Annotated in this window: 23 protein-coding genes, 1 tRNA gene, 1 rRNA gene and 1 pseudogene; 18 read left to right on the top strand and 8 right to left on the bottom strand. The window is 37.1% G+C overall.

Annotated features, from left to right (window positions below; genetic code table 11):
- The first annotated feature begins 357 nt into the window (after positions 1–357).
- The 4 genes from AABM38_RS19155 (at position 358) to AABM38_RS19140 (ending at position 3405) form a co-directional block, all read left to right on the top strand.
- Positions 358–861 (top strand): hypothetical protein, encoded by a 504-nt coding sequence (locus AABM38_RS19155; protein ID WP_423407791.1) that lies wholly within the window; start codon positions 358–360, stop codon positions 859–861.
- Positions 862–927: 66 nt separating this feature from the next.
- The gene (locus AABM38_RS19150; protein WP_423407790.1) at positions 928–1443 is read left to right on the top strand and encodes a type 1 glutamine amidotransferase domain-containing protein; all 516 of its coding nucleotides are present in this window, start codon (positions 928–930) and stop codon (positions 1441–1443) included.
- Positions 1444–1539: 96 nt separating this feature from the next.
- Entirely contained in the window at positions 1540–2256 is a 717-nt protein-coding gene (locus AABM38_RS19145; RefSeq protein WP_423407789.1) for an SDR family oxidoreductase, read from the top strand.
- A 258-nt stretch (positions 2257–2514) separates the two neighbouring features.
- On the top strand, positions 2515–3405 hold the full coding sequence (locus AABM38_RS19140) for an aldo/keto reductase (RefSeq protein ID WP_423407788.1): 891 nt from the start codon (positions 2515–2517) through the stop codon (positions 3403–3405).
- Positions 3406–3547: 142 nt separating this feature from the next.
- Here the strand turns inward: AABM38_RS19140 and AABM38_RS19135 are convergent, their stop codons facing one another.
- The 3 genes from AABM38_RS19135 to AABM38_RS19125 are packed head-to-tail and all read right to left on the bottom strand — an operon-like array spanning position 3548 to position 7285.
- Positions 3548–4636, bottom strand: coding sequence for a GerAB/ArcD/ProY family transporter (locus tag AABM38_RS19135; protein ID WP_423407787.1), 1089 nt, complete (start codon positions 4634–4636; stop codon positions 3548–3550).
- Between the two features lie 31 nt (positions 4637–4667).
- A complete protein-coding gene (locus tag AABM38_RS19130; protein ID WP_423407786.1) occupies positions 4668–5744 on the bottom strand; it encodes a Ger(x)C family spore germination protein in 1077 nt (358 codons plus the stop codon).
- Between the two features lie 26 nt (positions 5745–5770).
- Positions 5771–7285 carry a spore germination protein gene (locus AABM38_RS19125; protein WP_423410795.1) on the bottom strand — a complete coding sequence of 505 codons (1515 nt, stop codon included), beginning with the start codon at positions 7283–7285 and terminating at the stop codon, positions 5771–5773.
- Between the two features lie 753 nt (positions 7286–8038).
- On the opposite strand from AABM38_RS19125, the gene AABM38_RS19120 reads away from it, so the two are divergent.
- Positions 8039–9046 (top strand): DUF3231 family protein, encoded by a 1008-nt coding sequence (locus tag AABM38_RS19120; protein ID WP_423407785.1) that lies wholly within the window; start codon positions 8039–8041, stop codon positions 9044–9046.
- A 4-nt stretch (positions 9047–9050) separates the two neighbouring features.
- The gene (locus AABM38_RS19115) at positions 9051–9224 is read left to right on the top strand and encodes a hypothetical protein (protein ID WP_423407784.1); all 174 of its coding nucleotides are present in this window, start codon (positions 9051–9053) and stop codon (positions 9222–9224) included.
- Between the two features lie 290 nt (positions 9225–9514).
- Here AABM38_RS19115 and AABM38_RS19110 read toward each other — a convergent pair whose 3' ends face one another.
- The 3 genes from AABM38_RS19110 to hxlA form a co-directional block, all read right to left on the bottom strand.
- Entirely contained in the window at positions 9515–10234 is a 720-nt protein-coding gene (locus tag AABM38_RS19110; RefSeq protein ID WP_423407783.1) for a 3-ketoacyl-ACP reductase, read from the bottom strand.
- A gap of 114 nt (positions 10235–10348) precedes the next feature.
- Complete coding sequence (gene hxlB, locus AABM38_RS19105) at positions 10349–10906, bottom strand: 6-phospho-3-hexuloisomerase (protein ID WP_423407782.1); 558 nt, start codon at positions 10904–10906, stop codon at positions 10349–10351.
- Positions 10907–10914: 8 nt separating this feature from the next.
- On the bottom strand, positions 10915–11547 hold the full coding sequence (gene hxlA / locus AABM38_RS19100) for a 3-hexulose-6-phosphate synthase (RefSeq protein ID WP_423407781.1): 633 nt from the start codon (positions 11545–11547) through the stop codon (positions 10915–10917).
- 385 nt (positions 11548–11932) lie between these two features.
- On the opposite strand from hxlA, the pseudogene AABM38_RS19095 reads away from it, so the two are divergent.
- The 9 genes and pseudogenes from AABM38_RS19095 (at position 11933) to AABM38_RS19055 (ending at position 20494) form a co-directional block, all read left to right on the top strand.
- A pseudogene (locus AABM38_RS19095) lies at positions 11933–12784 on the top strand (YitT family protein).
- A 521-nt stretch (positions 12785–13305) separates the two neighbouring features.
- Complete coding sequence (zwf, locus tag AABM38_RS19090) at positions 13306–14763, top strand: glucose-6-phosphate dehydrogenase (RefSeq protein ID WP_423407780.1); 1458 nt, start codon at positions 13306–13308, stop codon at positions 14761–14763.
- Between the two features lie 46 nt (positions 14764–14809).
- The gene (gene gnd, locus AABM38_RS19085; RefSeq protein WP_423407779.1) at positions 14810–15703 is read left to right on the top strand and encodes a phosphogluconate dehydrogenase (NAD(+)-dependent, decarboxylating); all 894 of its coding nucleotides are present in this window, start codon (positions 14810–14812) and stop codon (positions 15701–15703) included.
- Between the two features lie 102 nt (positions 15704–15805).
- Positions 15806–16288: a hypothetical protein gene (locus AABM38_RS19080; protein ID WP_423407778.1), complete on the top strand. Its 483-nt coding sequence runs from the start codon at positions 15806–15808 to the stop codon at positions 16286–16288.
- A gap of 1107 nt (positions 16289–17395) precedes the next feature.
- Positions 17396–17755: a LysR family transcriptional regulator gene (locus tag AABM38_RS19075; protein ID WP_423407777.1), complete on the top strand. Its 360-nt coding sequence runs from the start codon at positions 17396–17398 to the stop codon at positions 17753–17755.
- Positions 17722–18297 (top strand): LysR substrate-binding domain-containing protein, encoded by a 576-nt coding sequence (locus AABM38_RS19070; protein WP_423410794.1) that lies wholly within the window; start codon positions 17722–17724, stop codon positions 18295–18297. Before AABM38_RS19075 ends, AABM38_RS19070 begins: the two co-directional genes overlap by 34 nt.
- Positions 18298–18665: 368 nt before the next feature.
- The gene (locus tag AABM38_RS19065) at positions 18666–19181 is read left to right on the top strand and encodes an acyl-CoA thioesterase (RefSeq protein WP_335375359.1); all 516 of its coding nucleotides are present in this window, start codon (positions 18666–18668) and stop codon (positions 19179–19181) included.
- Positions 19182–19205: 24 nt separating this feature from the next.
- The gene (locus AABM38_RS19060) at positions 19206–19577 is read left to right on the top strand and encodes a hypothetical protein (protein ID WP_423407776.1); all 372 of its coding nucleotides are present in this window, start codon (positions 19206–19208) and stop codon (positions 19575–19577) included.
- A 491-nt stretch (positions 19578–20068) separates the two neighbouring features.
- Positions 20069–20494 carry an ASCH domain-containing protein gene (locus AABM38_RS19055; protein WP_423407775.1) on the top strand — a complete coding sequence of 142 codons (426 nt, stop codon included), beginning with the start codon at positions 20069–20071 and terminating at the stop codon, positions 20492–20494.
- A gap of 630 nt (positions 20495–21124) precedes the next feature.
- On the opposite strand, the gene AABM38_RS19050 is transcribed toward AABM38_RS19055, so the two are convergent.
- Both AABM38_RS19050 and AABM38_RS19045 read right to left on the bottom strand, forming a co-directional pair.
- Positions 21125–21197, bottom strand: a tRNA-Ala gene (locus AABM38_RS19050).
- A gap of 109 nt (positions 21198–21306) precedes the next feature.
- The gene (locus tag AABM38_RS19045; protein WP_423410793.1) at positions 21307–21990 is read right to left on the bottom strand and encodes an MgtC/SapB family protein; all 684 of its coding nucleotides are present in this window, start codon (positions 21988–21990) and stop codon (positions 21307–21309) included.
- A 169-nt stretch (positions 21991–22159) separates the two neighbouring features.
- Here AABM38_RS19045 and AABM38_RS19040 point away from each other — a divergent pair, with 169 nt between their 5' ends.
- The 3 genes from AABM38_RS19040 (at position 22160) to AABM38_RS19030 (ending at position 25931) form a co-directional block, all read left to right on the top strand.
- Positions 22160–23074 (top strand): DMT family transporter, encoded by a 915-nt coding sequence (locus AABM38_RS19040; protein WP_423407774.1) that lies wholly within the window; start codon positions 22160–22162, stop codon positions 23072–23074.
- Between the two features lie 11 nt (positions 23075–23085).
- A complete protein-coding gene (locus AABM38_RS19035; RefSeq protein WP_423407773.1) occupies positions 23086–23640 on the top strand; it encodes a GNAT family N-acetyltransferase in 555 nt (184 codons plus the stop codon).
- Positions 23641–24381: 741 nt separating this feature from the next.
- Positions 24382–25931: ribosomal RNA gene (locus AABM38_RS19030) — 16S ribosomal RNA — on the top strand.
- The last annotated feature ends 188 nt before the right edge of the window (positions 25932–26119 follow it).

Here is a 26119-nt window from a genome sequence, read left to right as displayed (position 1 = left end):
GATTACTACAAATGATCAATGTCCTCAATATGGCCATGACCTTTTCCGGAAGTTTATTTTCATGGTGCAAACTGGGAGAAAAAATCAGGTATATAAAGCAGATGTAGGGTAGCGAAAGTCTACAATCATTTAGATCGTAAAAAATTTGATGTGCTTTATATGGTTGTCATAACCAACAATTATCAAGCATTAGAGTAGGTACCTTTATTTTTACCGGGAAAGTGGTCGCTGCTCTTCGGAACGAGTTTGGTGGACATGAAGTTGAAAAAAGCAATTAGCCTAATATTGAGTGGATTTTACTAAACAAGCTACTTAAAATATCAAAACAATCCGCAAAGTGAAAAAGGGAGTGAAATCATGAATGTAATGGATGCAAAAATCATTAGTACCCAATATGGTTTGGAGACTTATTTAGACGTTGTAAAAAGTGTTGATGTAAGAGATCTTCATTATCCTACAGAGACAGAACACTTTTATGAAATCACAGTAGGGATAGAGTATTTTCTATTAAAGGAAGAAAGATATTATGACAGCAGAAAGAATTATTTTCGTATCCGTATGGATTCCGATTTCGGTTCCGTAACGCTCGTGGAAACAAAAACGGAAAGTTTATTTGCTGTCAAAAATGAAGAAGAGAGAGACACAACAAAGGAACTGGTTGGAGAATGGCTTATAAAGACCCATGCTTTCAAACAAGTTATCAATGAACTGATTGATCAAAAGAAAATGGATAACGTTCAAACAGAGGGAGATATTCAAGTAGTACTAGGAACTATAAGATTCCTAGAGAAATTACTCGAGATTAAAACAGAAGACATTTTAAGTACCAATGTTGAGAGAGACCTTGAGTATGTTCATTAGTCCCTTTTAAGATGATGGGAAACATTTATGTACTTCTGTTTTGTCATTGAAAGGAGGTGAATGAGCATGAGTAAAAAAATCGCTACACTTATAACAGACCTATTTGAAGATGTGGAGTACACTGAACCAGCACAAGCCTTTAAAGAAGCTGGTCATGAAGTTATCACGATTGACAAACAATCAGGTAACCAAGTAACTGGTAAAAAAGGCACAACCGTAAAAATTGATAAATCCATTGATGAAGTACATCCTGCAGACTTTGATGCGTTGCTTATCCCTGGTGGATTCTCTCCCGATTTATTGCGTGAAGACGATCGTTTTGGTGAATTTGCAAAAGCATTTATCCAAGATGGAAAACCTGTTTTTGCCATTTGTCATGGACCACAAGTGTTAATCGATACAGACCTTTTAAAAGGTGTCGACATCACGGGCTTTAAATCCATTCGCAACGATTTGAAAAATGCTGGTGCAAATTATAAAGACGAAGAAGTAGTCATCAGCAAAAATATTGTCACAAGTCGAGAACCAAAAGATATTCCAGCATTTAATCGTGAATCACTAAAACTTTTAGCTAAATCATAATGCTGTTGTAAAAATGTAAATATTTCTAACTTGCGGATTCTTTAACCAGAATCCGCAAGTTGGTTAAACAAATATTGAATAAAGGAGGTTATGACATTGTCATTAAAAGGAAAAAGAGTGGTTGTTTTAGGAGGTACATCTGGTATTGGTTTAGCCGCTGCTAAGGCGTTTCTCGATGAAGCCGCTCAAGTCATTATTGCTAGCCGTTCTGCTTCAAAATTATCTGACGCAAAAGTGAAGCTTGGTGGTAACGTAGAGGGCTATGAAATCGACTTTCGCAGTGAGGAAAAGGTTGCAGACTTTTTCAATAAGGTTGGGGAATTTGATCACCTGGTGGTTACTGCAGGGGAAGGCGCTATGGGTCACTTTAGCGAACTGCCTGTTGCAGCCGTAAGAGAGGCTTTTGATAGTAAGTTCTGGGGGCAGTATATTTCGGTTCGTGCTGCTCTTCCATACTTGAATAATGAAAGTTCTATTACATTAACTTCTGGTGTATATGGTGTGCGTCCTCCTCAAGGTGCCACGACTCTAGCTTCCATTAATTCAGCAATCGATGGATTAGTACGAGGACTTTCAGTAGACCTGGCACCTATCAGAGTAAACGTGGTATCACCTGGTATCGTTGACACTCCTCTTTACGGCGGAATGCCAGAAGATCAAAGACAAGATATGTACCATGGGATTGCTAAGCAATTACCTGTCGGACGTGTTGCTCAACCTAAAGATATTGCTGAAACCTATGTTTACCTAGTGAAAAATAGGTTTACAACTGGCACATCAGTTCTTATTGATGGAGGAGCTCATCTGATCTAAACCATTTAATATCAAAGTCAATTGATAAAAAGGATTTAGAATAGAAGTGGTGAGGATGGCCTATAAGTGTCTGACACTTATAGGCCATCTTCACTTCTTTGTTTTTTTGCACAGCGGAAGCAGGAAATGGCCATATCTTGCAACAGAGAATGATTTTGATAGTTGAGGAAATTCTAAATATATAAGTACTTTATACGAAGAGTGGTTAACATTCTACTTCTATGACACCCAAATACATAAAAGAAAGGGTCGAGCCTAATGGATGAAAAGAAAAGAGCGGAAATTAAAAATGCATTAGCCAAACACGTGGTAACCCTATCTGACGGTACTTCTTTACCTAGTTTAGGACAAGGAACATGGTACATGGGTGAAAATCCCCAAGTGAGAGACAAAGAAATAAAAGCCTTGCAGCTCGGTTTAGAATTGGGTATGAAACTTATTGACACTGCTGAAATGTACGGAAATGGCGACTCTGAACGCTTAGTTGGCGAAGCCATTAATGGACGCAGAAATGAAGTCTTTTTAGTTTCAAAAGTGTATCCCCATCATGCAGGTTTAGATAAGATTTCAAATGCATGTGAAAATAGCTTAAAACGACTCGGAACAGACCACTTGGACTTATATCTTCTCCACTGGAGAGGACGTGTTCCTTTAAAGGAAACAATTGAAGGAATGGAAAAACTACGTGAAGAAGGGAAAATTTTAAGATGGGGCGTCTCTAATTTTGACACGAATGATATGGAAGAGCTAAGGAACACTACGAATGGAAAAAATTGTGTGACGAACCAAGTGCTATACCATTTAGGTTCAAGAGGGATCGATTTCGATCTCTTACCATGGCAGCGGGAACATAACATGCCAATCATGGCCTACAGTCCCTTAGCTCAAGGAGGCTCTTTAAGAAGACAGCTTTTAAACGATCCAACTATTCATGATATAGCTGAAAAATACAATGTCCAACCATTGCAAATCGCTCTTGCTTGGACCATCCGTTCGAATTACGTCATCGCTATTCCAAAAGCAGTTCAAGAGGAACATGTTTTAGCAAATGCTGAAGCAGCAACTATTGAGTTTACTGAAGAAGATCTCAGCAGAATTGATCAAGTATTTCCTAAACCTACTAGGAAAATGCCATTGGATATAATTTGAAAATACACTTTAAAAAAAGACTCTTGTTGGAATTGCTGACAATCTAATAGGAATTTTAAAAAAACTGTGTAGAATTTATTTCATGCAGTTTTTTTATCGAGTAAATCTAATATCCTTATCGAATTATTCGCGCGTCAAAATCCTATTTAGAGAGTTTTTGTTTAATGTTAATCGTTAAAAAGAGAAAAGGGACATACAAATATATAAAATAGAAGCCAACAGATGAGTATACATCAGCTAATCGTTCTATCTGTTCATGGCTCTCTAATACATTAGAGAACAAAAAGAATAAAAAGAGGCAAATGAATAAGCTGATGCGTTGTTTGATATTCACTAACTTTTTGAGTCCGCGGCAGACTGTCCATAGATGCTGGCTAATATGAGGCAATACGACAAGGAACCATAAGGAAACGACAATGTATTCAACTCTTTCTATGAAAGGCATTTCCGTAATTTTAAGTAAAGTTAAGGTCGGCCAAATGGTTTGTTTGAGATGCTCTTCATTAAAGAAAAGAAAAGTAATGATTGTAATGGAAAGGTATAGGAAGATTGTAAACAAAACCCCGAAATGAGCCCATTTTTTTGATTTTTCAGGATTCTTGATAAATGGATAGAACATGAGTATAGTCTCAAAGCCAAGAAACTGAAACACCATCTTTTTAGATGATCCTAATATTTCATTAACCGAGTGATTAAAAAGAGGCAGTAAATGATTGAATTGGGCAAATTCTAAGGAAAAGAATAAAAGAGGAAACAGAAAAACAAAAGGTAGAACTGTTCCCCAGAAACACACCCCGGTAATCACACGAAACCCACTGGATACAATGTAATAAAGAAGGAATAGAATTATCACGCTTATTTGCCATGTCTTCATTAAAGGAAACATCCAAACTTGAACAACCTCAATATAAACACGGAAAACAATCAATCCCACTACAAGAAAATAGATGAGGATAAAAACGCTTAATAACCCGCCAATCCATTTCCCAAAGCAAAATTGATGGATATAAATGATATCGTTATTAGCAATTGTAAGAATCCGATATATCATCCAAACTATAACATGAATGCTTATACCGGATAATAGGACGGAGATCCATGCATCGTAACCGGCACTCTTTATAATATCTCTTTGAAAATCCATGACTCCCACACCAATAATATTAGAGTAAATCAGAAAGAAAACAAAAAAAGGAGATACTAAAAATCGTTCATCGGTTAAAGTTTGCACATTATTCCCCTCCTCTTCAAAAATGAAATCCTTACTCCCCGACACCTGTTTGTATAATATTCACCTTTGTATAGACTGTAGTTTTGAGATGTGGATACATATCCTGAAACCGGCTATAATTCCACTTTCTTGATTTTGCTCTAACCATGTCTCCAAACCCGATTGGATCTACTTGGTATTCTTGAAACAACGAGATTAATTTCTGGACTTCTTCATTAAAGTGTTTATTCATAATATTTTCCATTTTTAGAATATCTTTATTTGCGGTTACATTAAGCCAAGGCGGGATATCTTTTATCTGAGTATTCATCGTTAAATCGATAGATATGTTCGGAATTTGATCGATTTGATTAATTGTATAATGAGCTTTTGCATCAAGATTTTTTAATGAAATAAAACCATCCTTTTTATTTTCATTGATTTTGATGTGATAGCGTCCATTTTTGGCTCCGTCAATTAGCATTTTTACAATAAATGATTGGTTTAAATTAATATGGTTTATATACTTGCCATTCTTAAATAAAGCTAACCCATTAATGTGGGCTGTTCCCTCCTCTATGGTAAAGTAAGGTAAATATGGATCTCTGCCTTTATTGTAAAAGTTTTCTAAAAATAGGTGTAAATTCATTTTGGGCAAATTTCCATTCTGTATATTCTGATTAATTTTATCGCTTAAATGGAAGGGAAGGTTTGTATTTTTACCTGATATTAATATATTTTCTGCAGTATGTTCGGCTATACCAAGCTGCATTCGACTTCCCACAACCGGATCCATTTTAATGCTTTCTATAACCGGATTAATCCCTTGTTCCGCAAACTTCTTGCCGAACAATACTAAACGTAATTGGCCTATTTCGATTGGATGCGCAGCCTTTGTATTCAATCTCGGGAGGATATCATCATACGAAGGAGATTTTGTCATCAAGATATTTAATTTGGTTTGTCCTTTTTCTGTGAACGTAGGATAGATAGCCGTTCCCTTGATTTCATCTTCATGCTGATCATAACCAATCGATTCGATAATCTGAACTTGATCAATAGTCCTTTCATTCTCGCACCCAGTTAGGAAGACAATGAAGCTAATCGCAAAGAAAAAACGTGAGTTCATACCTCACCTCGTCTATTATTTTCTGATCAATCATCAAAATCGTTTTTCTTTTTGATCTGGTCACTTGGATGATATCTCCAAAGTGATCGAGGACGTAAATAACTTGGTCTTTTTGAAGTGGCATTATAGGACGAACGTATAATGCTATCCGCAAAATCTTTACGTCTAAATGGATATAAGGGAACGGTATAGGGTGTACCTAATGATTCTAAACGTGTCAGATGAACGATCAAAAAGCTTATTCCTATAACAATCCCAAATCCGCCCCATATGGATGCTAATATAATCAAAGGAAAACGTATAAAGCGTATGGTGTTCGACATTTTATAAATCGGTGTAGTAAAAGAAGCCAAGGCAGATAAGGCAACAATAATAAGCAACACATTGCTTGTAAGTGCTGCTTCAACGGAGGCCTGGCCGATTACGATGCCACCTACGATTCCCAGCGTTTGTCCCACCTTAGTAGGTAACCGTGCTCCAGCTTCACGTAAAAGTTCAATTGTCAATTCCAAAAAAAGTACTTCTAATACCGGTGTGAACGGAACGTTATGACGTGAAAAGCTAAGGGGACCGAGTAACACTTTTGGAATCATTTCATAGTGATATGTCAAAACAGCTATATAGATAGAGGTTGCGAAAACTGAGAAAAGCACACTAAAGATACGTATCAAACGAAAAAAAGACGCAATAATCCAAGGTAAATAGTAATCTTCAGGCGAAATAAAAAAATCCAGTAATGTGGAGGGGCCTGTGACGGCATAAGCCGATCCATTACTAAAAACAGCTACCTGTCCGCTAATCAAAGCAAAAACCGTTCTGTCAATACGTTCCGTGGATAGAAGTAGCGGAAAAGGTGTTAAGGAATTATCGGTTATGATTTGATGAAGCTGAGAGGAATCAAAAACCACATCAAAATCGATATTTTGTAATCGTTGAGTCATCGTTTGAATATGCTGCTCATTTGTAATCCCTTCAATATAAGCGATGATGACTTTAGTATGTGACATAGACCCTATGTGAATGTCTTGGATAATTAAATTAGGTGTATTGATTTGCTGCCTTAGTAAATGTACATTGATATCGACATTCTCAACAAATCCGATTTGAGGTCCTATGACGCTGAACTCATTTTCAACGTTATTTTGCTCACGCAACCCAACTTTTTCATTGGATAAATTAATTAAAGCACACTTGTAATCATTTTCTTTCATTTGCAGAATTGCATACCCTTTAAGGAATTTCGATTCGATCACTTCGATGTCTTCTGTAATCAAAATATCTTCTATAGAAATCCTATTCCTAATATCCTCAATGTTCTTTATGTGACCAACTTCAAAAGACGGATCTTGAAAAACATATAATACTTTGCACTGAAATTGTTCTCGATCAATTAGTGTGTTGTAGTAAGAAAGGATGTAATGTCCAGCTTTATTTATAAGTGAAAGTTGTCCAAAATCACTGGATTTTTTTGCTTTAGTAAATAAATGGTTAATATCATGAGGACCTATTGCTTGATTCTCAATTTTATTTTTTAAGAACATTTGTTTGAAGGACAATTTATCACCTCATCACTTAGAGCCTTTCATTGTTATCTATATTATGGTGATAATTATATTCAAATATGCTTTTTGGCCTAAACAGTTTACTATTACAGAGGGTACTGTAAAAAAAGTCCCTTTCATTTGGGATGAAACGATGAATCATCGACATGATTCATTTAAAGGGCCCTAATATAAAAATTGGAACTTATAAACCGTTCGTAAAAGTACAATTTGATAGATACAAAAAATTGGGCCTTATGCCAATAAAATAAAGTGATATATCAGATTGGGTATCTCTTTTAAATATCTGGCTGACCTTTTAATGAAGCAGCCTTCTTTTTAATTGAACTAGCGGAGCATTTAGTTATAAAAGAAACTAAAAAAGCAAGCACAAGTGCTCACTTTTTTAACAATGTGGTAAGACAATATTCCAGGAATACCATCCCCTATGCTAAAGTTGGCATCCTCAGTGATGAAGATAACTTAACGCTTATCTTTTCAATTAAGAAATATATTCTAACCAACAATCTAATTAGGGCTGTAGTTATGACTTTAAATGAAGTATTCAAAATACATCCCTCCAAAAAAAACACTAGAGTTAATATACCCTTTAAAACTTATAAATATATTTTCCTTTTATGTTGTCGGTTCGTATGTGGAAGTGAAAAATTTAATCTTCTCTGAAGTTTTTAACAAATATAATTTATTGTTAATGGTTAACCTATTTCTGTAAAAGTTAGGAGGGTTAAAAAAATGGATCAGCTTAATCACCAAGATAAAATTAATGCCTCAGAATATGGCATCATCTGGTCGCAATATGTAAATGATAGTATGTCACGTTGTGTTCTTCGTTATTTCTTAAATGATGTTAAAGATGAAAATACTCGTGCTTTACTTCAATTTGCCTTAGAATTATCAGAAACCCATATAGAGAGAACGAAACAATTGTTAATACAAGAAAACTATCCGATTCCAATAGGGTTCACAGATGAAGATGTAACTGTAAACGCCCCTAGTTTATTTACGGATACATTTAAGGTTATTTATTTGCAAATTATGGCGATACACGGCTTGACGAGATATGCTGGTGCAACAAGCCTTTGTATTCGAGAAGATATCAGAAAATATCTTATTGAATGTACTTCTCAAACGTTGGAATTATTTGATAGGGTCACTACCGTCGCTTTATCTAAGGGAATTCTTAGTAAGCCGCCTACATTAAATAACAAACAAAAGATTGATTTTATTAGGAAACAAAACTATTTAACTGGATGGTTCGGAAAGCGAAGACCGATAAATGCAATCGAAATCAGTGGTGCACATCTTAATATGCAAAAAAATATGGTGAAAATGGTTTTAGAATTAGGATTCAGTCAAGTATGCCAATCTAAAGAAGTACGAGAGTATTTCGAACGTGCTCGAAAACTTTGTAAAAGACACTTTCATATACTGGGTTTAATGTTAGAAGAAGAGAATCTCCATCAACCAAGGATATTTGAATCAGAAGTAACCGATTCAACGGTACCTCCCTTTTCTGATAAGCTTATGCTATTCCATATAGCAACACTACTATCTGCGGCACTTGGTTATTACGGTGAGGCTTTATCAATGTGTCAAAGAAGAGACTTGTCGGCTGATTACGCTCGAATGAATATGGAAATTGCTTTAATCGCTGAAGATGGTATGAATCTTTTAATAGAAAATGGTTGGATGGAACAACCCCCTATAGCCACCGATCACAAAAACTTGGCGAAGGATTAGAACAATGTGGATGCAAAAGAACGATTATTTTGTTTTTAAAGGTGAAATTGAAAAAGCGATTGATTATACAGACTATCAATGGATTATGTTTTATCCTTGTGTATACTTTTTTTCCATTTGGGACACTTATAAAGATGCAGGTGGAGGTAAGGAACCATATCCTTCAAATCCATTGTAAAATCTTATTCGCACAAGCTATTATTGCTGCTTTATAGGGTTTTCCTTCTTCGCTATGGATGCCTTTTTCAGTATAAAAAAATAGTCTCACAATCCCTTGTTATTTTTTGTTGTACAGGACGAGGTGCAATTTCAGCATCCTTTAATGAACACCGGTAGTGACCATTCCAGGTAACTTTGTTGTGGGTATTTAAATTTAATTAGAGCTCCATGTGTTCTTCAAACAATTCGTCATAATTCTTTGGATCATATCCGAACTAAAGAAGCAGATCCAACTGGATCTGCTTCGTGTTATGATGGATTTGTTGACCATAATCCAGCTGTTTTAACGAAAACTCTTGGATTAAGTTTTAAACTAGCCACGACTAATTCTGCAAGGTCTTCTGGGTGCATCACGTTTTCTTCATTGCCTTTAACAAGATTTGTATCAATGGCTAAATCTGTAACGACCGTACTTGGTGTTAAAGCAGTAACACGGACATTATGTTTTCTTACTTCTAGCATAAGTGATTCTGTTAGCCCTAAAACAGCGAATTTAGAAGCACTGTAAGCACTTGTAACAGGAGCACCTTTTTGGCCAGCAGATGAAGAGATATTGATAATATCACCTGATATTCTCTCAATCATACCTGGTAACACTGCTCTTGTTACATTATACACGCCCATTAAATTGACTTGGATGATTTTTTCCCATTCTTCTGGTGATAGATCAAGGAACCCACCAAATTTCGCAACACCTGCATTGTTGATTAGGATGTCGATTGGACCTAAGTCAGATGTGATATGTTCAACAGCATGTGTAACGGATTCAAGATCGGTTACATCTGCTGTTGCCGCAGAAACCTTTACATCATATTGTGCAAGTTCAGAAGCAACGTTTTCAAGATTAGACATATTTAAGCCAATTAGTCCTAAATGAACGCCTTCTTTTGCTAAGGCGATAGCAGTAGCACGTCCAATGCCTCTTCCTGCGCCAGTAACTATTGCAGTTTTTCCATTTAAAGAAATCATTTTATCACTCCTAAAATTATTTCAAATTGAAGTAGTTCATCCTAACAGAAAGACCGCAATCTTGCATGGAAGCAGCTTGCGGTCTTTCCTGTTTAGACTCGAGGAATAATCTATTTATTCTAAGTTAGCGTGTCTACCGTACATTTTATTGGTATCCAAACCTTTTTTCTCCATGAACCGAAGAATCACAGCGTCGTAAAATAGTAAAAGTGTTTGCTCAAATAATGAGCCCATTGGTTGAATCGTCTTAAAATCACTATCCGACTGATCTTTAGGTGAGCCAGGCAACTTAATTGTGATATCCGCTAATTGTCCTATAGTGGACTCAGGGAAAATGGTTACAGCTGCAATCGTCCCACCGATGCTTTTTGCTTTCTCAGCCATGGAAACTAAACCTTTTGTTTCTCCTGAACCTGATCCAATGATTAAGATGTCATCTTTTTCAAAGTTAGGAGTTACTGTTTCGCCAATCACATAAGCATCTATCCCCATGTGCATCATTCGCATGGCGAATGATTTGGCCATAAATCCAGATCTACCTGCGCCTGCAACAAAGATTTTTTTTGATTCAAGAATCCCATTAACTAATTTTTCAGCTTCATCATTCGAAATTAAATCTACGGACCGATTTAACTCTTTTATGATTTCAGCTAGGTATTGAGTTGTATTCATGATCTGAATTACCCTTGATTAATCATTTGTTGCATTTTGGCAGCAGCAGCTTTTTTATCAGCTTGTCCAGTTATCCCGCCACCTACAATGACAAGGTCTGGTTGTACTTTGATGACTTCTGGAAGTGTGTCTAACTTAATACCGCCTGCGATAGCAGTTTTAGCATTTTTTACGACACCTTTGATGGTTTGTAAATCTTCAAAAGAGTTCTTTCCAACTGCTTGAAGATCATAGCCAGTATGCACACAAATATAATCTACACCCATAGCGTCCACTTCTTTTGCACGTCCAGCAAGATCTTTTACAGCAATCATATCAACAAGGATTTTTTTACCTTGTTTTTTCGCTTCTTCAACAGCACCTTTAATAGACATATCTTCAGCAGTTCCAAGAATTGTGATGATATCTGCACCTGCTTCAGAAGCTTTCATTACTTCATAACCAGCTGCATCCATGATTTTTAGGTCTGCTAATACCTTTAAGTTAGGGAATGCTTTTTTAACAGCTTTTACAGCATGAAGACCTTCGTTAATTACAACCGGTGTACCGATTTCAACGATATCAATATGTTCCTCTACTTCTTTTACCAGTTCAATTGCTTCTGGGATATTGACTAAATCTAATGCTAATTGTAATTCCATCTATATTCACTCCTATAATTTTTTTTGTTGTACAGTGATAATGTCTCCAAAGGGTGATAATACTTTTAAAGTAATATTATCCTTATAGTGCATTATCTTTACCTGCCAGCAATAAGGGATATCATGTATCATGTCCTCTCGCTGAATAATTGCAAGTATACAACGTATGATTAAATATTAAAAGTACGCACTTTTATTTTACATAGTGTTAAAAAGTATACTGTAAGACAAACACTCTATATAGTCTTACTATTAACTTTAAAAGAAACAATGCACCATTCCGCATGGCCTGTTTTCAGTATAAGTGCTTGATAATTGCCCAAATTGTCACTGTTGATGTTGTTTAAAAAATCTCTTATTAACAAACACATTTCTTGCTGGGGAATTGAATGAACAATTTTTTGATTATATTCTTTTAACAGTAGGAGCGGCTATTGTTGCATTGGGATTAGTAATGATTATTAGCGCCAAATGGGCTGGGAGATGATGGGGTAACTGCCTTTTTAATTATGGTAAATGCCATGTGGGGCTTACCAATATTCGCACTTTTTTAGGTTTAAATATCCCTATCTTACTCTTAACAGCTAAAGAAGTCGAAAAAACATTTGTGATTAGAACATTGTATGCAAACATCATTACTTCTTTTGGATTAGTTCTTTTTAAATCCAGGCCTGTTATTACACAATCGGATGTGTTAATTGTTATTTACGGTGGAGTAATTTTAGGTGTAGGGGTAGGAATTGTTGTAAAAGCGGATGGGCCATTGATGGAATGAAATGCTGGCTATATGGTTTAACCGGCATCATCGAATACCGGATGGCACATTCTTATTAGCTGTTAATGTTGTAATTATTAATATTGCCCCTTTTGTCTTTTCACTAGAAAAAGCCATGCTGTCACTTGCCTTGTATTACATTGTTGCAAAAATGTTCAATTATGTTTTGGATGGATTTAATCATGGTAAATCTGTGATGATCATTACAGAAAAACCGGATGAAATTGGTGAAAGGATAATCAAAGAATTAAATATGAGTATTAACTATTTATATGAGGAAGGTGGATTTTTAAGTAAAAAGAAGAAAATAATCTATTGTATAACCAATCCAATTATTTATTCGGAATAAAAAGGGTTATATTGTAAGTTGATCCTAATACATTTATGGAGGCTTCTTATGTTTGTGAGACATCGGGTTTAGATAATCCGCTTATTACGGCAAAAGCTTCAACACATAAATAATACTGTACTCAACAAATTTATATCACTTATAATTTTTGGCCAGGGAGAGGATGCTCACCCTGGCTTTTTAATTTAATTTACACAAAAATAGATGAGTTTATTTCCTATAGTGTATATTTTGTTAGTATGTTATTTTTTTATCACTATTTAAATAAAAAGTGCGTACTTCCATTTAAAAAATGTAGGTATTATACTTACATCTCGTTGCAACATTGGATTCACGAATACTGTGGTTATTGATCAGTCATCTGATCTTCCGCATTCAGTTTACTACATTGAAAGGGTGAATAGTATGTTCGGGTTACATGCAAAGCATCACAAAGTTTGTTCAAGATGCCTAACCTTCACATCGAATAATGGTTATTGTCCAAAATGTGGTCATTCGCATTTTAGGGACATCATTATTAAGGTCCAAGCAGGTTCAAATAAAAATATGGCTAAGCAAGGGATTGGCTATCAAGAGTTAAAGTAGTTTTTTAAGAAAGGCATAAGTGGAATTTTTAATTTTGGAGGTATGTAAAATGGAGGCAATGACATTTGTCTTATTTGGGGCGACAGGGGACTTAGCAAAAAGAAAAATCTTCCCGGCTCTATATAATTTATTTTTGGATCAAAAATTACCTCTGTCCATCTCAATTATTGGGGTGGGCAGAGAAGATTTATCAGATACTGATTTCCAAAACCATGTGAAAGATTCCTTAAAAACATTTTCTAGACGATCACTAAATGAAGATTCAAACCTTGAAGTGTTTATCCGTGCCTTTCGGTATAGCCATGTAGATGCTACCAAGGCTGAAGGATATAAAGGATTACTTGAACTCGTTAAACAACGTGAAGAAGAATTGAATATTCCTGAAAATCGTATGTTCTACCTATCTGTTGCTCCAGAGTTTTTTAATGTGATTGCTTTCAACATTAAAGAAAGTGGTCTAGGTTCTACTAAAGGTTGGAAACGTCTAATTATCGAAAAACCGTTTGGACATGACTTAAAATCAGCTCAAGAATTAAACGATAAACTAAGTAAAGCTTTCGATGAAGAAGAAATTTTTCGCATCGACCACTATCTTGGAAAGCCGATGGTACAAAACCTGGAAGCGTTAGGATTTGCAAATCCAGTGCTTCAAGCATTATGGAACAATCAATACATTGCAAATGTGCAAATTACTGCAAGCGAAACAGTTGGGGTTGAAGAGAGAGCTGGTTATTATGATCAAGCTGGGGCTATTCGCGACATGTTTCAAAATCATATGCTGCAAATGTTGATGATGACAGCAATGCAGCTGCCAAAACAAATTAGTGCAGAAGAGATCCGCAATGAAAAGAGAAAAATAATAGAATCACTTCGTCCATTAAAGAAAGAGGATGTGGTGAATCATGTGATTCGAGGTCAATATGGTCCTGGTGAAATCCAAGGTAAACCAGTTGTTGGGTATATAGGAGAACCTGATGTTGCTCCTTCTTCTTTAAATGACACATTTGTGGCTGCCCGTCTATGTGTGGATGATAATTTTTGGAGAGGGGTTCCTTTCTATATCCGTACAGGAAAAAGAATGACAGAGAAATCCACCCGCATTGTGATTGAATTCAAAAATACTTTAAAGGATTTGTATAGGACTCAAGAAGGAGAAACTGCGCCAAATCTTTTAGTGATTGAAATCAATCCAAACGAAAGTGTTTCATTACAATTAAATAGGAAAAACCCATTAAACAATGGAAAAATCGAACCAGTCAATGTTGATTTTTCTGCTAAGCAAGCAGATGTTCCTGAAGCGTATGAGCTTTTAATTTACGATGCAATGCGTGGCGACTCAACGTTCTTTGCACATTGGAAAGAAGTGGAGTTGTCTTGGAAATGGGTACAGCCTATCTTAGAGGCTTTTGAGGAAAATACAATTCCCCTTCAATTATATCCATCAGGGTCAATGGGACCAGATGCTTCCCATCAATTATTGGCGGAGGAAGGATATAAATGGTGGTAGTAATAAAAGATGAGAATATTTTTAGATTATTAAGGAGGAAATGAACATGAAAGTTGGATTAATTGGTTTAGGAAAAATGGGATTAAACTTAGGTCGAAACTTAATTGATAACAAGCACGAAGTAGTAGCTTTTGATGTAAATGGAAGTGCCGTTGAAGAAATGAAGAAATACGGTGCTCAAGGTATATCTGATTTAAAAGAACTTGTTGAATCATTAGAAAAACCTAGAGTTGTATGGATTATGGTTCCGCATGCTGTGGTAGATTCAGTAATTGATGAAGTGACACTATTATTAGGCACTGGAGATATCGTAATTGAAGCTGGAAACTCTCACTATAAGGAATCTATTCGCCGATATAACCAGCTAAAGGAAGCAGGAATTCACTTTATGGATGCCGGTACTTCAGGTGGAATGGAAGGTGCTCGTCATGGAGCATGTTATATGATTGGTGGAGACCCTGAAGCCTGGAGCATCGTGGAACCTATTTTCAAGGATACAGCAGTCGAAAACGGATTTATCTATGCTGGTAAAGCAGGGAGCGGTCATTTCTTAAAAATGGTTCACAATGGAATTGAATACGGTATGATGGCAGCGATTGGTGAAGGATTCGAGGTATTAGAAAAAAGCAAGTTCGATTTTGACTACGAAAAAGTGGCTAGAGTGTGGAATAACGGCTCAGTTATTCGTTCATGGCTCATGGAGTTGACTGAACGTGCATTTTCAAAAGATGCAAAGCTAGATGAAATTAAAGGGATTATGCACTCTTCTGGTGAAGGGAAATGGACAGTTGAAACAGCTTTAGATTTACAAGCAGCCACTCCTGTTATCGCAATGTCTCTTTTGATGCGCTATCGTTCATTAGACAGCGATACTTTTACAGGTAAAGTGGTAGCTGCATTAAGAAACGAATTTGGTGGACATGTTGTTGAAAAAAACTAACAGAATTACATCTGTCACATTTAATGTGAAGAAAAATAGCTCATTATTTGTGAAATGGTAATGAAAACAATGAATATGATGGTAGAAAAGGATGTGAAGTTCATGAATGTATTGGATGCAAAAATGATAAATACTCATTATGGTATAGAAACTTATCTAGATCTATTGAAAAATGTTGAAGTGAAAGACATTCAATATGTTACAGAGACAGCTTCTTTTTACGAAATCACTATAGGTGTAGAGTATTTTCGGTTAAGAAATGAAAATTATTATAATAGTGAAAAGAGATATTTTAAGATACGTATGAATTCTGATTTAAATGCTATTACTATAATAGAAACAAAAAGAGAGAGTTTATTTGCTGTGAAAAATGAATTTGAAAGATCTGCAACAAAGGAACTGATTGGAGAGTGGCTAATAAAAAGCAATGCTTTCAGAAAAGTTCTTAATGATTTGATAGCTGATAAGAAAATGGAAAACGTAAAAACTGAGGAAAATATAATAGGAACAATAAGTTTCCTGGAGAAATTACTTGAAATCACAACAGAAGACATTTTAAGTGCTCGTGTTGAGAGATCTCACTAGATTCAAAAAATAACCATTAAAATGATAGAAAATTTATTTGGAGTATGTTTTTTAGAAAAGTTAAATAGGGAATCTCAAACGGTATGAATTCCCTATTTAACTCCTGTTCTATTTCTGTAATGCATCTTCCTATCAAGAAAATATATTTAATTTTTCCAATCATATATGATTCCCTAATAAAAATGAGTAAGAAAACGGTAATATATTTATCTATCCAGGAACATTTAACAAATAAAATTTATGAAAATTGTTATCCTAATCTCTAATAGCCAGGAGGGAGATAATAACGGAAGAACTGGAAAAAGAGGTGGAGAATCATTATGTAGATATCAATACAGATCACCATCCAATTCAACCTCCGTTAATTGTAATAGGTTAAAAGAGAAGTTGAAATACCAAACACTAATTTATTGTTTGACATGATCTTCTTTTATTTATTTATAAAGAGTCTATTTAGGAGGGGTTTTGCATTTTAATGTAGAACGACTATGTTATAACAAATGAAAATCATTATTAAGATTATTACTTTGGTTCCTCAGGATAGCCTATCACTTCGCTATTTGAATGGGTAAGCAGTATCCTAATTGAGAATGTTAAAGAATTGAGCCCTGTAGGTGGATTTATTCTGAAACAAAGGTAATAGTTGCCTTTTTAGATTCGGCTCCATCGCCTTGAAAATTCTCAGCAGGCGTATCACATATTAACGGAAGAATATGAACATTGGGTTCCTGCTCTTCCGAATTAAAAAACTGGATGTTTATCTCCTTCTAATTAAAAGTTTAGTTTAATATCACAAGTTTTTTTATACAGAGTCTCCTTGGGGGATGGTGAATCAGCCAGAGGAAATCCATTTAGAAAACTGAGTTAAATAAGTTAAATTCTTGCCTAATGTCATTAAAGATGTTCCAGAAGTTAGTGACTTAGTTATGATAGATTTTTTGTTTACCGTTTTTATAGGAACGATGAATCACAGAAAATGTTAAAGGTATTGAAGTGCTAAATTGTTCAGGTTTACAAGAGCGGGTCCATGCTTCTAGTTAGTTGTTGAATTCAAAAGTATGGTAAACTAAATTATCTTTAAAAATGTATATAAGGTGATTGATTTAATTGGAATTGAAACAATTGAATTGTTTTATCGAAGTTACACGTACTGGAAATTTTACTTCTGCAGCACAAAATCTGTTCATTACCCAGCCTGCCCTCAGTAGAATCATCAAATCACTGGAGGATGAACTTGGTACACCCCTATTCATTCGTACAAGAAAAAAGATGATAGAAACAGATGCAGGTCGTATACTAAAAAAACATGCATTAATAATTGAAAAACAGTTGAATTTATTGAATTCAGAACTTGATAATATGCTCATGTTAAAAAAGAAAAATGTCCGTATCGGACTCCCTACGATTACCAATTCGATTTTTTTTCACAACTTATTGCCTCGTTCCATCAAGAATATCCAGAGATAACATTTCAATTGGAGGAGGATGGATCTAAGCGGATTGAGGAGAAGATTGTCAAAGATTTACTTGATTTTGGGGTAGTCGTTCTTTCTGAAGAAAATGAAACTTTAGACAGGTATTTGTTTGTGAAAGAGAAATTAAAACTAGTTGTACCCTCATCTCATCGTCTTGCCGAGAAACAGGAAGTACCATTGCATGAGCTTCAAAATGAAAGCTTTATTATGTTCAACCAGGAGTTTCAGTTAAGAAATCTTATCATCTCTGCTTGCAGAGAAGTTGGATTTCAACCAATCATTATTTCGGAAACATCACAATTGGAATTTATTCAGGAACTGGTTGCTAATGATATAGGCATAACGTTACTTCCTGAGAGTACATGTTTGGAACTGAAAAATGATTTTAAAGCAATAAATGTAACCAATCCGGAAATTGAATGGAATCTAGCGTTAATCTGGAAAAAGGATTCTAACTTATCCCAGGTTTTCGATGAATTTATCCGATTTGCAAAAGTAAAGCTATCGACAGCTGATCGATGTCATGATCTATAAATTGAATCCATTATTTGAACGCTTCTCCAGGTTTGGGGAGGCTTTTTTGTTGTCTAGAAAATTATAAAATAGTTTCGTTGTGGATAATTATATGGGTTTTCTTAGTCCGGCTCCAGCACCTAGCCAGTTTTCATCACCGATTTCGCTTCTTAGGGTATCTTGCGAGAAGCGTTAGCTTTGAGCAGCTCGAGTCGCTTGCGCTTTTTGTTCATGCACATATCAAGAAGCGCTTCCATACGATTTTGTTATGAATACCATATGCTATCGGCATTGTATCTTTCAACTGTGGTCATATTATAATTGTCTTGTAAAACTTTAATGCAGAAGTTGCTAACGCTTCAAGCATTTTATATAGGGTGTGATCATAATTGGAAGCAAAAAAGGTTAAAGAAACGCGTGTTGTTCAAACCGACCAAGTACTCATTAACGATTTGAACAATTATCATACATTGTTTGGTGGAGTTCTAATGAAGAAGATGGATGCTTGTTCAGTGCTTTCCGCTCGTAGGCATTCAAGGGTAAAGGAATGTGTTACGGCATCTACAGACTCCGTAAATTTCCTTGAACCAATCCGAGTAAGTGATTCGGTCTGTATTGAATCATTTGTCAGCTATACCGGAAAAAGGTCGATGGAGATTTTCTGTAAAGTGATTGCTGAAGACCTTGAAACTGGAAATCGAAGAATTGCAGCTACAGCTTTTTTGACTTTTGTTCCACTGGATGAAAATAAAAGACCTATAGAAGTGCCAGCCGTCATTCCAGAAACAGAGGAAGAAAAATTTCTTTATGAAACCGGAAAAGAACGTGAAAAAATTCGCAAACTAAAAAGAGAACAAAATAAAGAACTCGTGTCCAAACTTACATTAAATAAACCATGGGATTAATATAAATCAAAGGGGAGAAATGATATGGTAATCGCATCAAGTTACAACGAATTGAAAAATGCACTAACAGCTATCGAAAATTTAAATACAAAAAAACCATCTATCTATCAAAAATTCATTAGAATCATTAAACTGACTCGTCAATTTCAATATGGTTATCAATATATGGGCTCTTTATTAATGGATGAAGATACAAGTGAATTTCATCCAAAGTCTCAAGATGAATATGTATTATCTGTCTATCATGGGGAAATTGAAAAAATTAAATCTGACGATAAATTCTCTGATTTAAAACAGTTACTAAAAGCGTATAAGCAGGTTAGCTATGCTAATATTAGCAAATTGGCATTAGGGGAAAGCCCAGGAGTATTAGTTGGTCCAACTGTAGTCCGTTAATAATAATGATTGCTTATATAGATCTAGAAGCAGTATAGTCATTCAAATAGGGTGGATCGTTTTCATTCGATTCATCCTATTTTCTTTTTAAAGAAAATGAAAAGGAATCGCCGGGGACTCAGGGACGGTTCTCTTGTCCCATTCGGGAGTCGAAATAAAAGCTGAATGAAGCTTATAACTGCTAGATTAACAAAGGGAAGCTAAATGAGGCTTCCCCTTAAATTTATCATTTTCCGACATGCAGGTGGGATTTTTTATATAATTGATAACCAGGAAACAGGAATTTTTCGGGACACAAGAACCGTCCCCATGTCCTGATTTTGTAGTACGTCAAAGGCTGGAATTCTTCTTTCAACAGCCCCATCATAATGGGTATCCATGATTATCAGGAATAGGTGATTTTTTGAGACTGGATGACCTCCCCCGTGTTTTTGTGGGATTGCCGGGAGATGCTATAGACAAAATAGTTGTTGAGGCAAGGGGTGATTGGAATGAAGGTGTTATCGATGATTCAGCCTTGGGCGAGTCTGTTCGTCTTGCGTGAGGCTCAATATGAAACGAGGTCATGGAGTACGAAGTATCGTGGCCCTCTTGCAATCCATACGAGTAAGAAAGTCGATAAGGCAGTCTGCAGCCATGTGGCGGTCAAGTCGCTGCTTTTAAAGCATGGGTACAAGGCCGATGAGCTTCCAACTGGCATGATCATTGCCACCTGCCAGCTTGAAAATTGTCTGAGTGTGGTGGAAAATAATGAGACATGGGCCGTGTTGGAGGATGGAAGAATCGTGTCAGGCAATGACTTTTTCCTCGGTGATTATAAAGTGGGAGGGTATGTCTGGGAAGTCAGGAATATAAAGACGCTGGACAGCTTCATTCCTGCTAAAGGAATGCTTGGGTTATGGGAGCATGATTTATAGAGTGCCTGATCATCGGGGAACTGGCACTTTTTTGTTTTACTACCTTCATCAGAGCATGGGAAAGTACGCTAAGCCACCAGTACTTTGTTCTCTATTTCATGGAAATATCTGCTTTAAATGCTTTCCGTGGTTGATTTAAACTAATTTCATTATCCAAGTTGGAAGATATGAAGTGATAAAATGAAACTTAAAATACAAGTTCCCTTTTCTATTGCTGGGCTTATCCTTTTTAGTTACGGTATTTCTGTGGCAATCAAGGTTAAGTACTTACGGGTCCACCCATGGGATGTATTGATATTGCACTTTATGCTGCCTGCAAGGAGTGTAGTTAAAGAATTTGGTGAATAGAAGTTAATAAATGTTTTATCTGTGTCTGATTTATTTAAGTTGTCTAATACATCAGTATAATAGTGGCTATAAAAATGCAACCGAATTTCCATCGTGCGTGGGCAGGGTCAAGGAAACTAATCAATGTCCCGCAGGCGCACCTAGAGCGGCGGCGAGGAGGCTCAGCCCAGCCCCTAGGAAAGTGAGCGCCTGGAAACGGAAATCAACGGACCATTTTTACTTGGCCAAAAAATAAAAAAAGTGCCCAAAAGATTATACTTTTGGACACTCTCTTTTTGTAAGTGGAGAATAGGGGGCTCGAACCCCTGACCTCAACGCTGCCAGCGTTGCGCTCTCCCAGCTGAGCTAATCCCCCGTATCTAATAAGATAAGGTACAAGAAAAATTATATCTCCAACTTTGCAGACATGCAAGAAAAAATTTATTAATAAAACAGAAAAAAGCCACTCAACAGCGGCTTTTTAACTACAAACTTTCGATTTCTACTCTGTTGATCCCGTCTATTAAGGAAACCACTTCATAAACATCGGTGGTTTTTCTGCGGAAGTCGACAGTCACTATTAATTGAACAAGCTGATTTCCCTCTGCTAAATCTTTAATTCGTACATTTTTTAGTGAGATTTTTTCAGATTTAATTTTAGTAATAATCTCTGCAATGCTTTCACGGCCGTTCACATTAAATTGCAAACGAATTTCTTTTTCTCTTAATTGTCTTGGTCCTATGAATGTCATAAGAAATGGAATGAACTCGACGCTAACTATCAATAAAGTAACACCGGCGATCGCTTCTAAGTAAAATCCTGCACCGACTGTGATGCCGATTCCCGCTGCTCCCCAAATCATTGCTGCGGTTGTGAGGCCCGAAATTGTATCATTCCCTCTTCTCAAAATGACACCTGCACCAAGAAATCCTATTCCTGATACAATTTGAGCAGCCAGACGGAGCGGGTCCATTGTGATGTTTACATCTTCATCTCCAGGGAACATGTATGCTGATTCTCTTGATACAATTGTTAAAAGGCAGCTGACAATTGATATGACCAAGCTAGTCTTTAATCCAACAGGTTTTCTTTTTATCTCCCTTTCAAGTCCAATAACCAGGCCTAAAAAAGCTGATATTCCCAACTTAATTAAAATTCCCATATCCATAGAATATAACATGTGATATCTCCTGCCCTGATAAGATGTATTTTCTTTCCCTATTTAATGATAAATAAACTCATTTCAGTTTATTTTTTGATTTTATAAGAAAAAAGATGAAATTCATTGTAGAATACATATAAATTAAATATTGTTTCTGATTAAAAGGAGAATCGTAATGGAATCACCAAAAGTTAATCCATACTTAGCAGTTGCGATAGGTGTTGTTGCAGTGTCGACATCAGCTATTTTAGTAAAAGTTTCTTCTGCCCCTTCGGGAGTCATAGCCTTTTACCGATTGCTTTTTTCAGTCTTATTTATGCTCCCGGTATTTCTTTTAAAATATGTTTCAGAACTCCGTCTTATTACGAAACGGGATTGGGTATTTACTGGGATATCCGGAGTCTTCCTGGCTTTTCATTTTATTCTATGGTTCGAATCTTTGAACTACACCTCTGTAGCCAGTTCAACCGTGTTAGTAACCCTGCAGCCTTTATTTGCATTTGCGGGAGCCTATGTTTTCTTCAAAGAAAAATTATCTGCAAAAGCCATTCTAAGCGGGTTTATTGCCATTGGCGGAAGTGTGATTATCAGCTGGGGTGATTTCAAAATTAGCGGAAGTGCACTGTTCGGAGACTTCCTGGCAATTGCAGCCTGCGCCCTGGTCACTGTTTATCTGCTATTCGGGCAAACAGTGCGAAAAAGAATGTCCCTTATAACATACACATTTATTGTTTATAGCATTAGTTCAATTACATTGTTCTTTTACGTAATTGCAGCTGGAGAAACCTTCTATCCTTATCCTAAAAGTGATTGGGTCTATTTCATCCTTCTTGCTTTAATTCCAACCTTACTCGGACATACGCTATTCAACTGGTCAATAAAATGGCTGAGTGCATCAATTATCTCAATGGCAATCCTTTTTGAACCAGTAGGAGCGACCATACTCGCATATTACCTGCTTGGAGAAAATGTTATTTTGACTCAAATAGCAGGTGGATTAGTTGTTATTGCTGGAATAACATTATTTTTAGTTGATGAAAGGCAAATGAAGCTGAAAAAAAGAGCAGAGATAAATTCGATTTCAAGTTAGGGGAGATGCGTATGCATATACGGAGAGCGGAAGTAGGAGACGCCCCGGGCATAGCCCGGGTACATATTGAAAGCTGGAAAGAAACATACACTGGCATCATTAGTCAGGAGTATTTGGATTCGTTAAATATTGAGGATCGAATAGGGCTGTGGGAGAAGAGTTTATCTCAGACCTCCCAGCTTTCACCTGTATTTGTCGCGTTAAATACAGAAAATAAGATAGTCGGATTTGCTTCCTATGGAAAAAAACGCACAGAAAAGTTCAATGCAGATGGAGAGCTATACGCGATTTACATACTTAAAAAGTATCAGAGAGAGAAACTGGGATTGAAACTACTTCAGGCAGGAGTAAATGAATTACTGGAACATAATTATACATCAATGCTTGTATGGGTCCTTGAAGAAAACAAAAGCCTTAAATTCTATGAAAGTCTTCTGGCAGTAAAAGCAGGCGAAGAAACTGATAAAATTGCAGGTAAGGAAGTTGTAGAATTGGCTTATGTGTGGGATGACTTGAATGCATTACAACAAATGGTGATTCATAAATTAAAGAGTGAGAAGAAATGATATGAGAAAAAATCCCCTCGAGTAAGGGGATTTTTTTATTGGCTGTTAAAATTAAATAGTTATTAATTTTATAATAAATTTGCAGGCAAAAATCCTGTTAGATTGAGCATGAAGGAAAAATAACCAAAACTCCAAAGAAGCATTATATGAACAAGTATGTGAACCGAGAAAATAAAAAGGCGCATAATGTGCTGAAAATAAAGGTACCGCCACGAACTTTTCCTTCGGCATTTGCAATTTTAATGGCCTCAATATAAGAAATAGAAAACAGGAATATTGCCATGAATAATGATAGATACAGTGCGAATGATTGAAGCAAGCAAAATCACCTCGTCATAAAGTTTGTCCAAGCCATTATATGAACAGGGAAAGAAAATTATTAATAAAACATTTAATAAGAAGAAAGTAGGGGAAGTTTTGAAAAAATATTAACTCGTAAAATTTCTTTAAAAATTATATTGCAAACATATTTTATCCATGGTATATTTAATCTCGCTTGAGAGAGCAACAAGATTTGATAAACAACATCGTTTTTAACAAATGATAAAATAAAAAACGTTGTTGACAATAACAAATCGACATGATATATTAATAAAGTCGCTTCTAGGCGACAAGCTAACTAACTTGTTCTTTGAAAACTAAACAAACAAGCGTCAACAAACAATAAATGATCGTGTTTCTTCTATTATATAGAAAGAACATGAGCCAACGTTTTAACTTTATGAGCTAACTCATAACTCTTTTTTGGAGAGTTTGATCCTGGCTCAGGACGAACGCTGGCGGCGTGCCTAATACATGCAAGTCGAGCGGATCTTCATTAGCTTGCTTTTGAAGATCAGCGGCGGACGGGTGAGTAACACGTGGGCAACCTGCCTGTAAGACTGGGATAACTTCGGGAAACCGGAGCTAATACCGGATAATCCTTTTCCTCTCATGAGGAAAAGCTGAAAGACGGTTTCGGCTGTCACTTACAGATGGGCCCGCGGCGCATTAGCTAGTTGGTGAGGTAACGGCTCACCAAGGCGACGATGCGTAGCCGACCTGAGAGGGTGATCGGCCACACTGGGACTGAGACACGGCCCAGACTCCTACGGGAGGCAGCAGTAGGGAATCTTCCGCAATGGACGAAAGTCTGACGGAGCAACGCCGCGTGAGCGATGAAGGCCTTCGGGTCGTAAAGCTCTGTTGTCAGGGAAGAACAAGTACCGGAGTAACTGCCGGTACCTTGACGGTACCTGACCAGAAAGCCACGGCTAACTACGTGCCAGCAGCCGCGGTAATACGTAGGTGGCAAGCGTTGTCCGGAATTATTGGGCGTAAAGCGCGCGCAGGCGGTTCCTTAAGTCTGATGTGAAAGCCCCCGGCTCAACCGGGGAGGGTCATTGGAAACTGGGGAACTTGAGTGCAGAAGAGGAGAGCGGAATTCCACGTGTAGCGGTGAAATGCGTAGAGATGTGGAGGAACACCAGTGGCGAAGGCGGCTCTCTGGTCTGTAACTGACGCTGAGGCGCGAAAGCGTGGGGAGCGAACAGGATTAGATACCCTGGTAGTCCACGCCGTAAACGATGAGTGCTAAGTGTTAGAGGGTTTCCGCCCTTTAGTGCTGCAGCAAACGCATTAAGCACTCCGCCTGGGGAGTACGGCCGCAAGGCTGAAACTCAAAGGAATTGACGGGGGCCCGCACAAGCGGTGGAGCATGTGGTTTAATTCGAAGCAACGCGAAGAACCTTACCAGGTCTTGACATCCTCTGACAACCCTAGAGATAGGGCGTTCCCCTTCGGGGGACAGAGTGACAGGTGGTGCATGGTTGTCGTCAGCTCGTGTCGTGAGATGTTGGGTTAAGTCCCGCAACGAGCGCAACCCTTGATCTTAGTTGCCAGCATTCAGTTGGGCACTCTAAGGTGACTGCCGGTGACAAACCGGAGGAAGGTGGGGATGACGTCAAATCATCATGCCCCTTATGACCTGGGCTACACACGTGCTACAATGGATGGAACAAAGGGCAGCGAAGCCGCGAGGTGAAGCCAATCCCATAAAACCATTCTCAGTTCGGATTGCAGGCTGCAACTCGCCTGCATGAAGCCGGAATCGCTAGTAATCGCGGATCAGCATGCCGCGGTGAATACGTTCCCGGGCCTTGTACACACCGCCCGTCACACCACGAGAGTTTGTAACACCCGAAGTCGGTGGGGTAACCTTTTGGAGCCAGCCGCCTAAGGTGGGACAGATGATTGGGGTGAAGTCGTAACAAGGTAGCCGTATCGGAAGGTGCGGCTGGATCACCTCCTTTCTAAGGATATTGCCGTAATGGCAATCGGAATGCGAACCTTTTGGTTCGTAAACGAATTCTAGCGAATTCGTACAGTTGACCGCTTGTTTGTTTAGTTTTGAGGGAGTAAGTGCCTCAAAGCTTTTTTGTTCCTTGAAAACTAGATAATCGTAAGTAAGAAGAATCAAGAAAAACCGAGTGATCGCCAT

Source organism: Heyndrickxia sp. MSNUG, from assembly GCF_049532715.1.
GTDB lineage: Bacteria > Bacillota > Bacilli > Bacillales > Cytobacillaceae > Mesobacillus.
Note: the sequence above shows the minus strand (reverse complement) of the source record. Positions and strands in the feature narration are given on the sequence as shown.

Coding starts and splice junctions, on each gene's coding strand:
- AABM38_RS19155 (WP_423407791.1), top strand. CDS start 358: ATGAATGTAATGGATGCAAAAATCATTAGTACCCAATATGGTTTGGAG.
- AABM38_RS19150 (WP_423407790.1), top strand. CDS start 928: ATGAGTAAAAAAATCGCTACACTTATAACAGACCTATTTGAAGATGTG.
- AABM38_RS19140 (WP_423407788.1), top strand. CDS start 2,515: ATGGATGAAAAGAAAAGAGCGGAAATTAAAAATGCATTAGCCAAACAC.
- AABM38_RS19130 (WP_423407786.1), bottom strand. CDS start 5,744: ATGAACTCACGTTTTTTCTTTGCGATTAGCTTCATTGTCTTCCTAACT.
- AABM38_RS19125 (WP_423410795.1), bottom strand. CDS start 7,285: ATGTTCTTAAAAAATAAAATTGAGAATCAAGCAATAGGTCCTCATGAT.
- AABM38_RS19120 (WP_423407785.1), top strand. CDS start 8,039: ATGGATCAGCTTAATCACCAAGATAAAATTAATGCCTCAGAATATGGC.
- AABM38_RS19115 (WP_423407784.1), top strand. CDS start 9,051: ATGTGGATGCAAAAGAACGATTATTTTGTTTTTAAAGGTGAAATTGAA.
- AABM38_RS19110 (WP_423407783.1), bottom strand. CDS start 10,234: ATGATTTCTTTAAATGGAAAAACTGCAATAGTTACTGGCGCAGGAAGA.
- hxlB (WP_423407782.1), bottom strand. CDS start 10,906: ATGAATACAACTCAATACCTAGCTGAAATCATAAAAGAGTTAAATCGG.
- hxlA (WP_423407781.1), bottom strand. CDS start 11,547: ATGGAATTACAATTAGCATTAGATTTAGTCAATATCCCAGAAGCAATT.
- zwf (WP_423407780.1), top strand. CDS start 13,306: ATGGAGGCAATGACATTTGTCTTATTTGGGGCGACAGGGGACTTAGCA.
- gnd (WP_423407779.1), top strand. CDS start 14,810: ATGAAAGTTGGATTAATTGGTTTAGGAAAAATGGGATTAAACTTAGGT.
- AABM38_RS19080 (WP_423407778.1), top strand. CDS start 15,806: ATGAATGTATTGGATGCAAAAATGATAAATACTCATTATGGTATAGAA.
- AABM38_RS19060 (WP_423407776.1), top strand. CDS start 19,206: ATGGTAATCGCATCAAGTTACAACGAATTGAAAAATGCACTAACAGCT.
- AABM38_RS19055 (WP_423407775.1), top strand. CDS start 20,069: ATGAAGGTGTTATCGATGATTCAGCCTTGGGCGAGTCTGTTCGTCTTG.
- AABM38_RS19045 (WP_423410793.1), bottom strand. CDS start 21,990: ATGGATATGGGAATTTTAATTAAGTTGGGAATATCAGCTTTTTTAGGC.
- AABM38_RS19040 (WP_423407774.1), top strand. CDS start 22,160: ATGGAATCACCAAAAGTTAATCCATACTTAGCAGTTGCGATAGGTGTT.
- AABM38_RS19035 (WP_423407773.1), top strand. CDS start 23,086: ATGCATATACGGAGAGCGGAAGTAGGAGACGCCCCGGGCATAGCCCGG.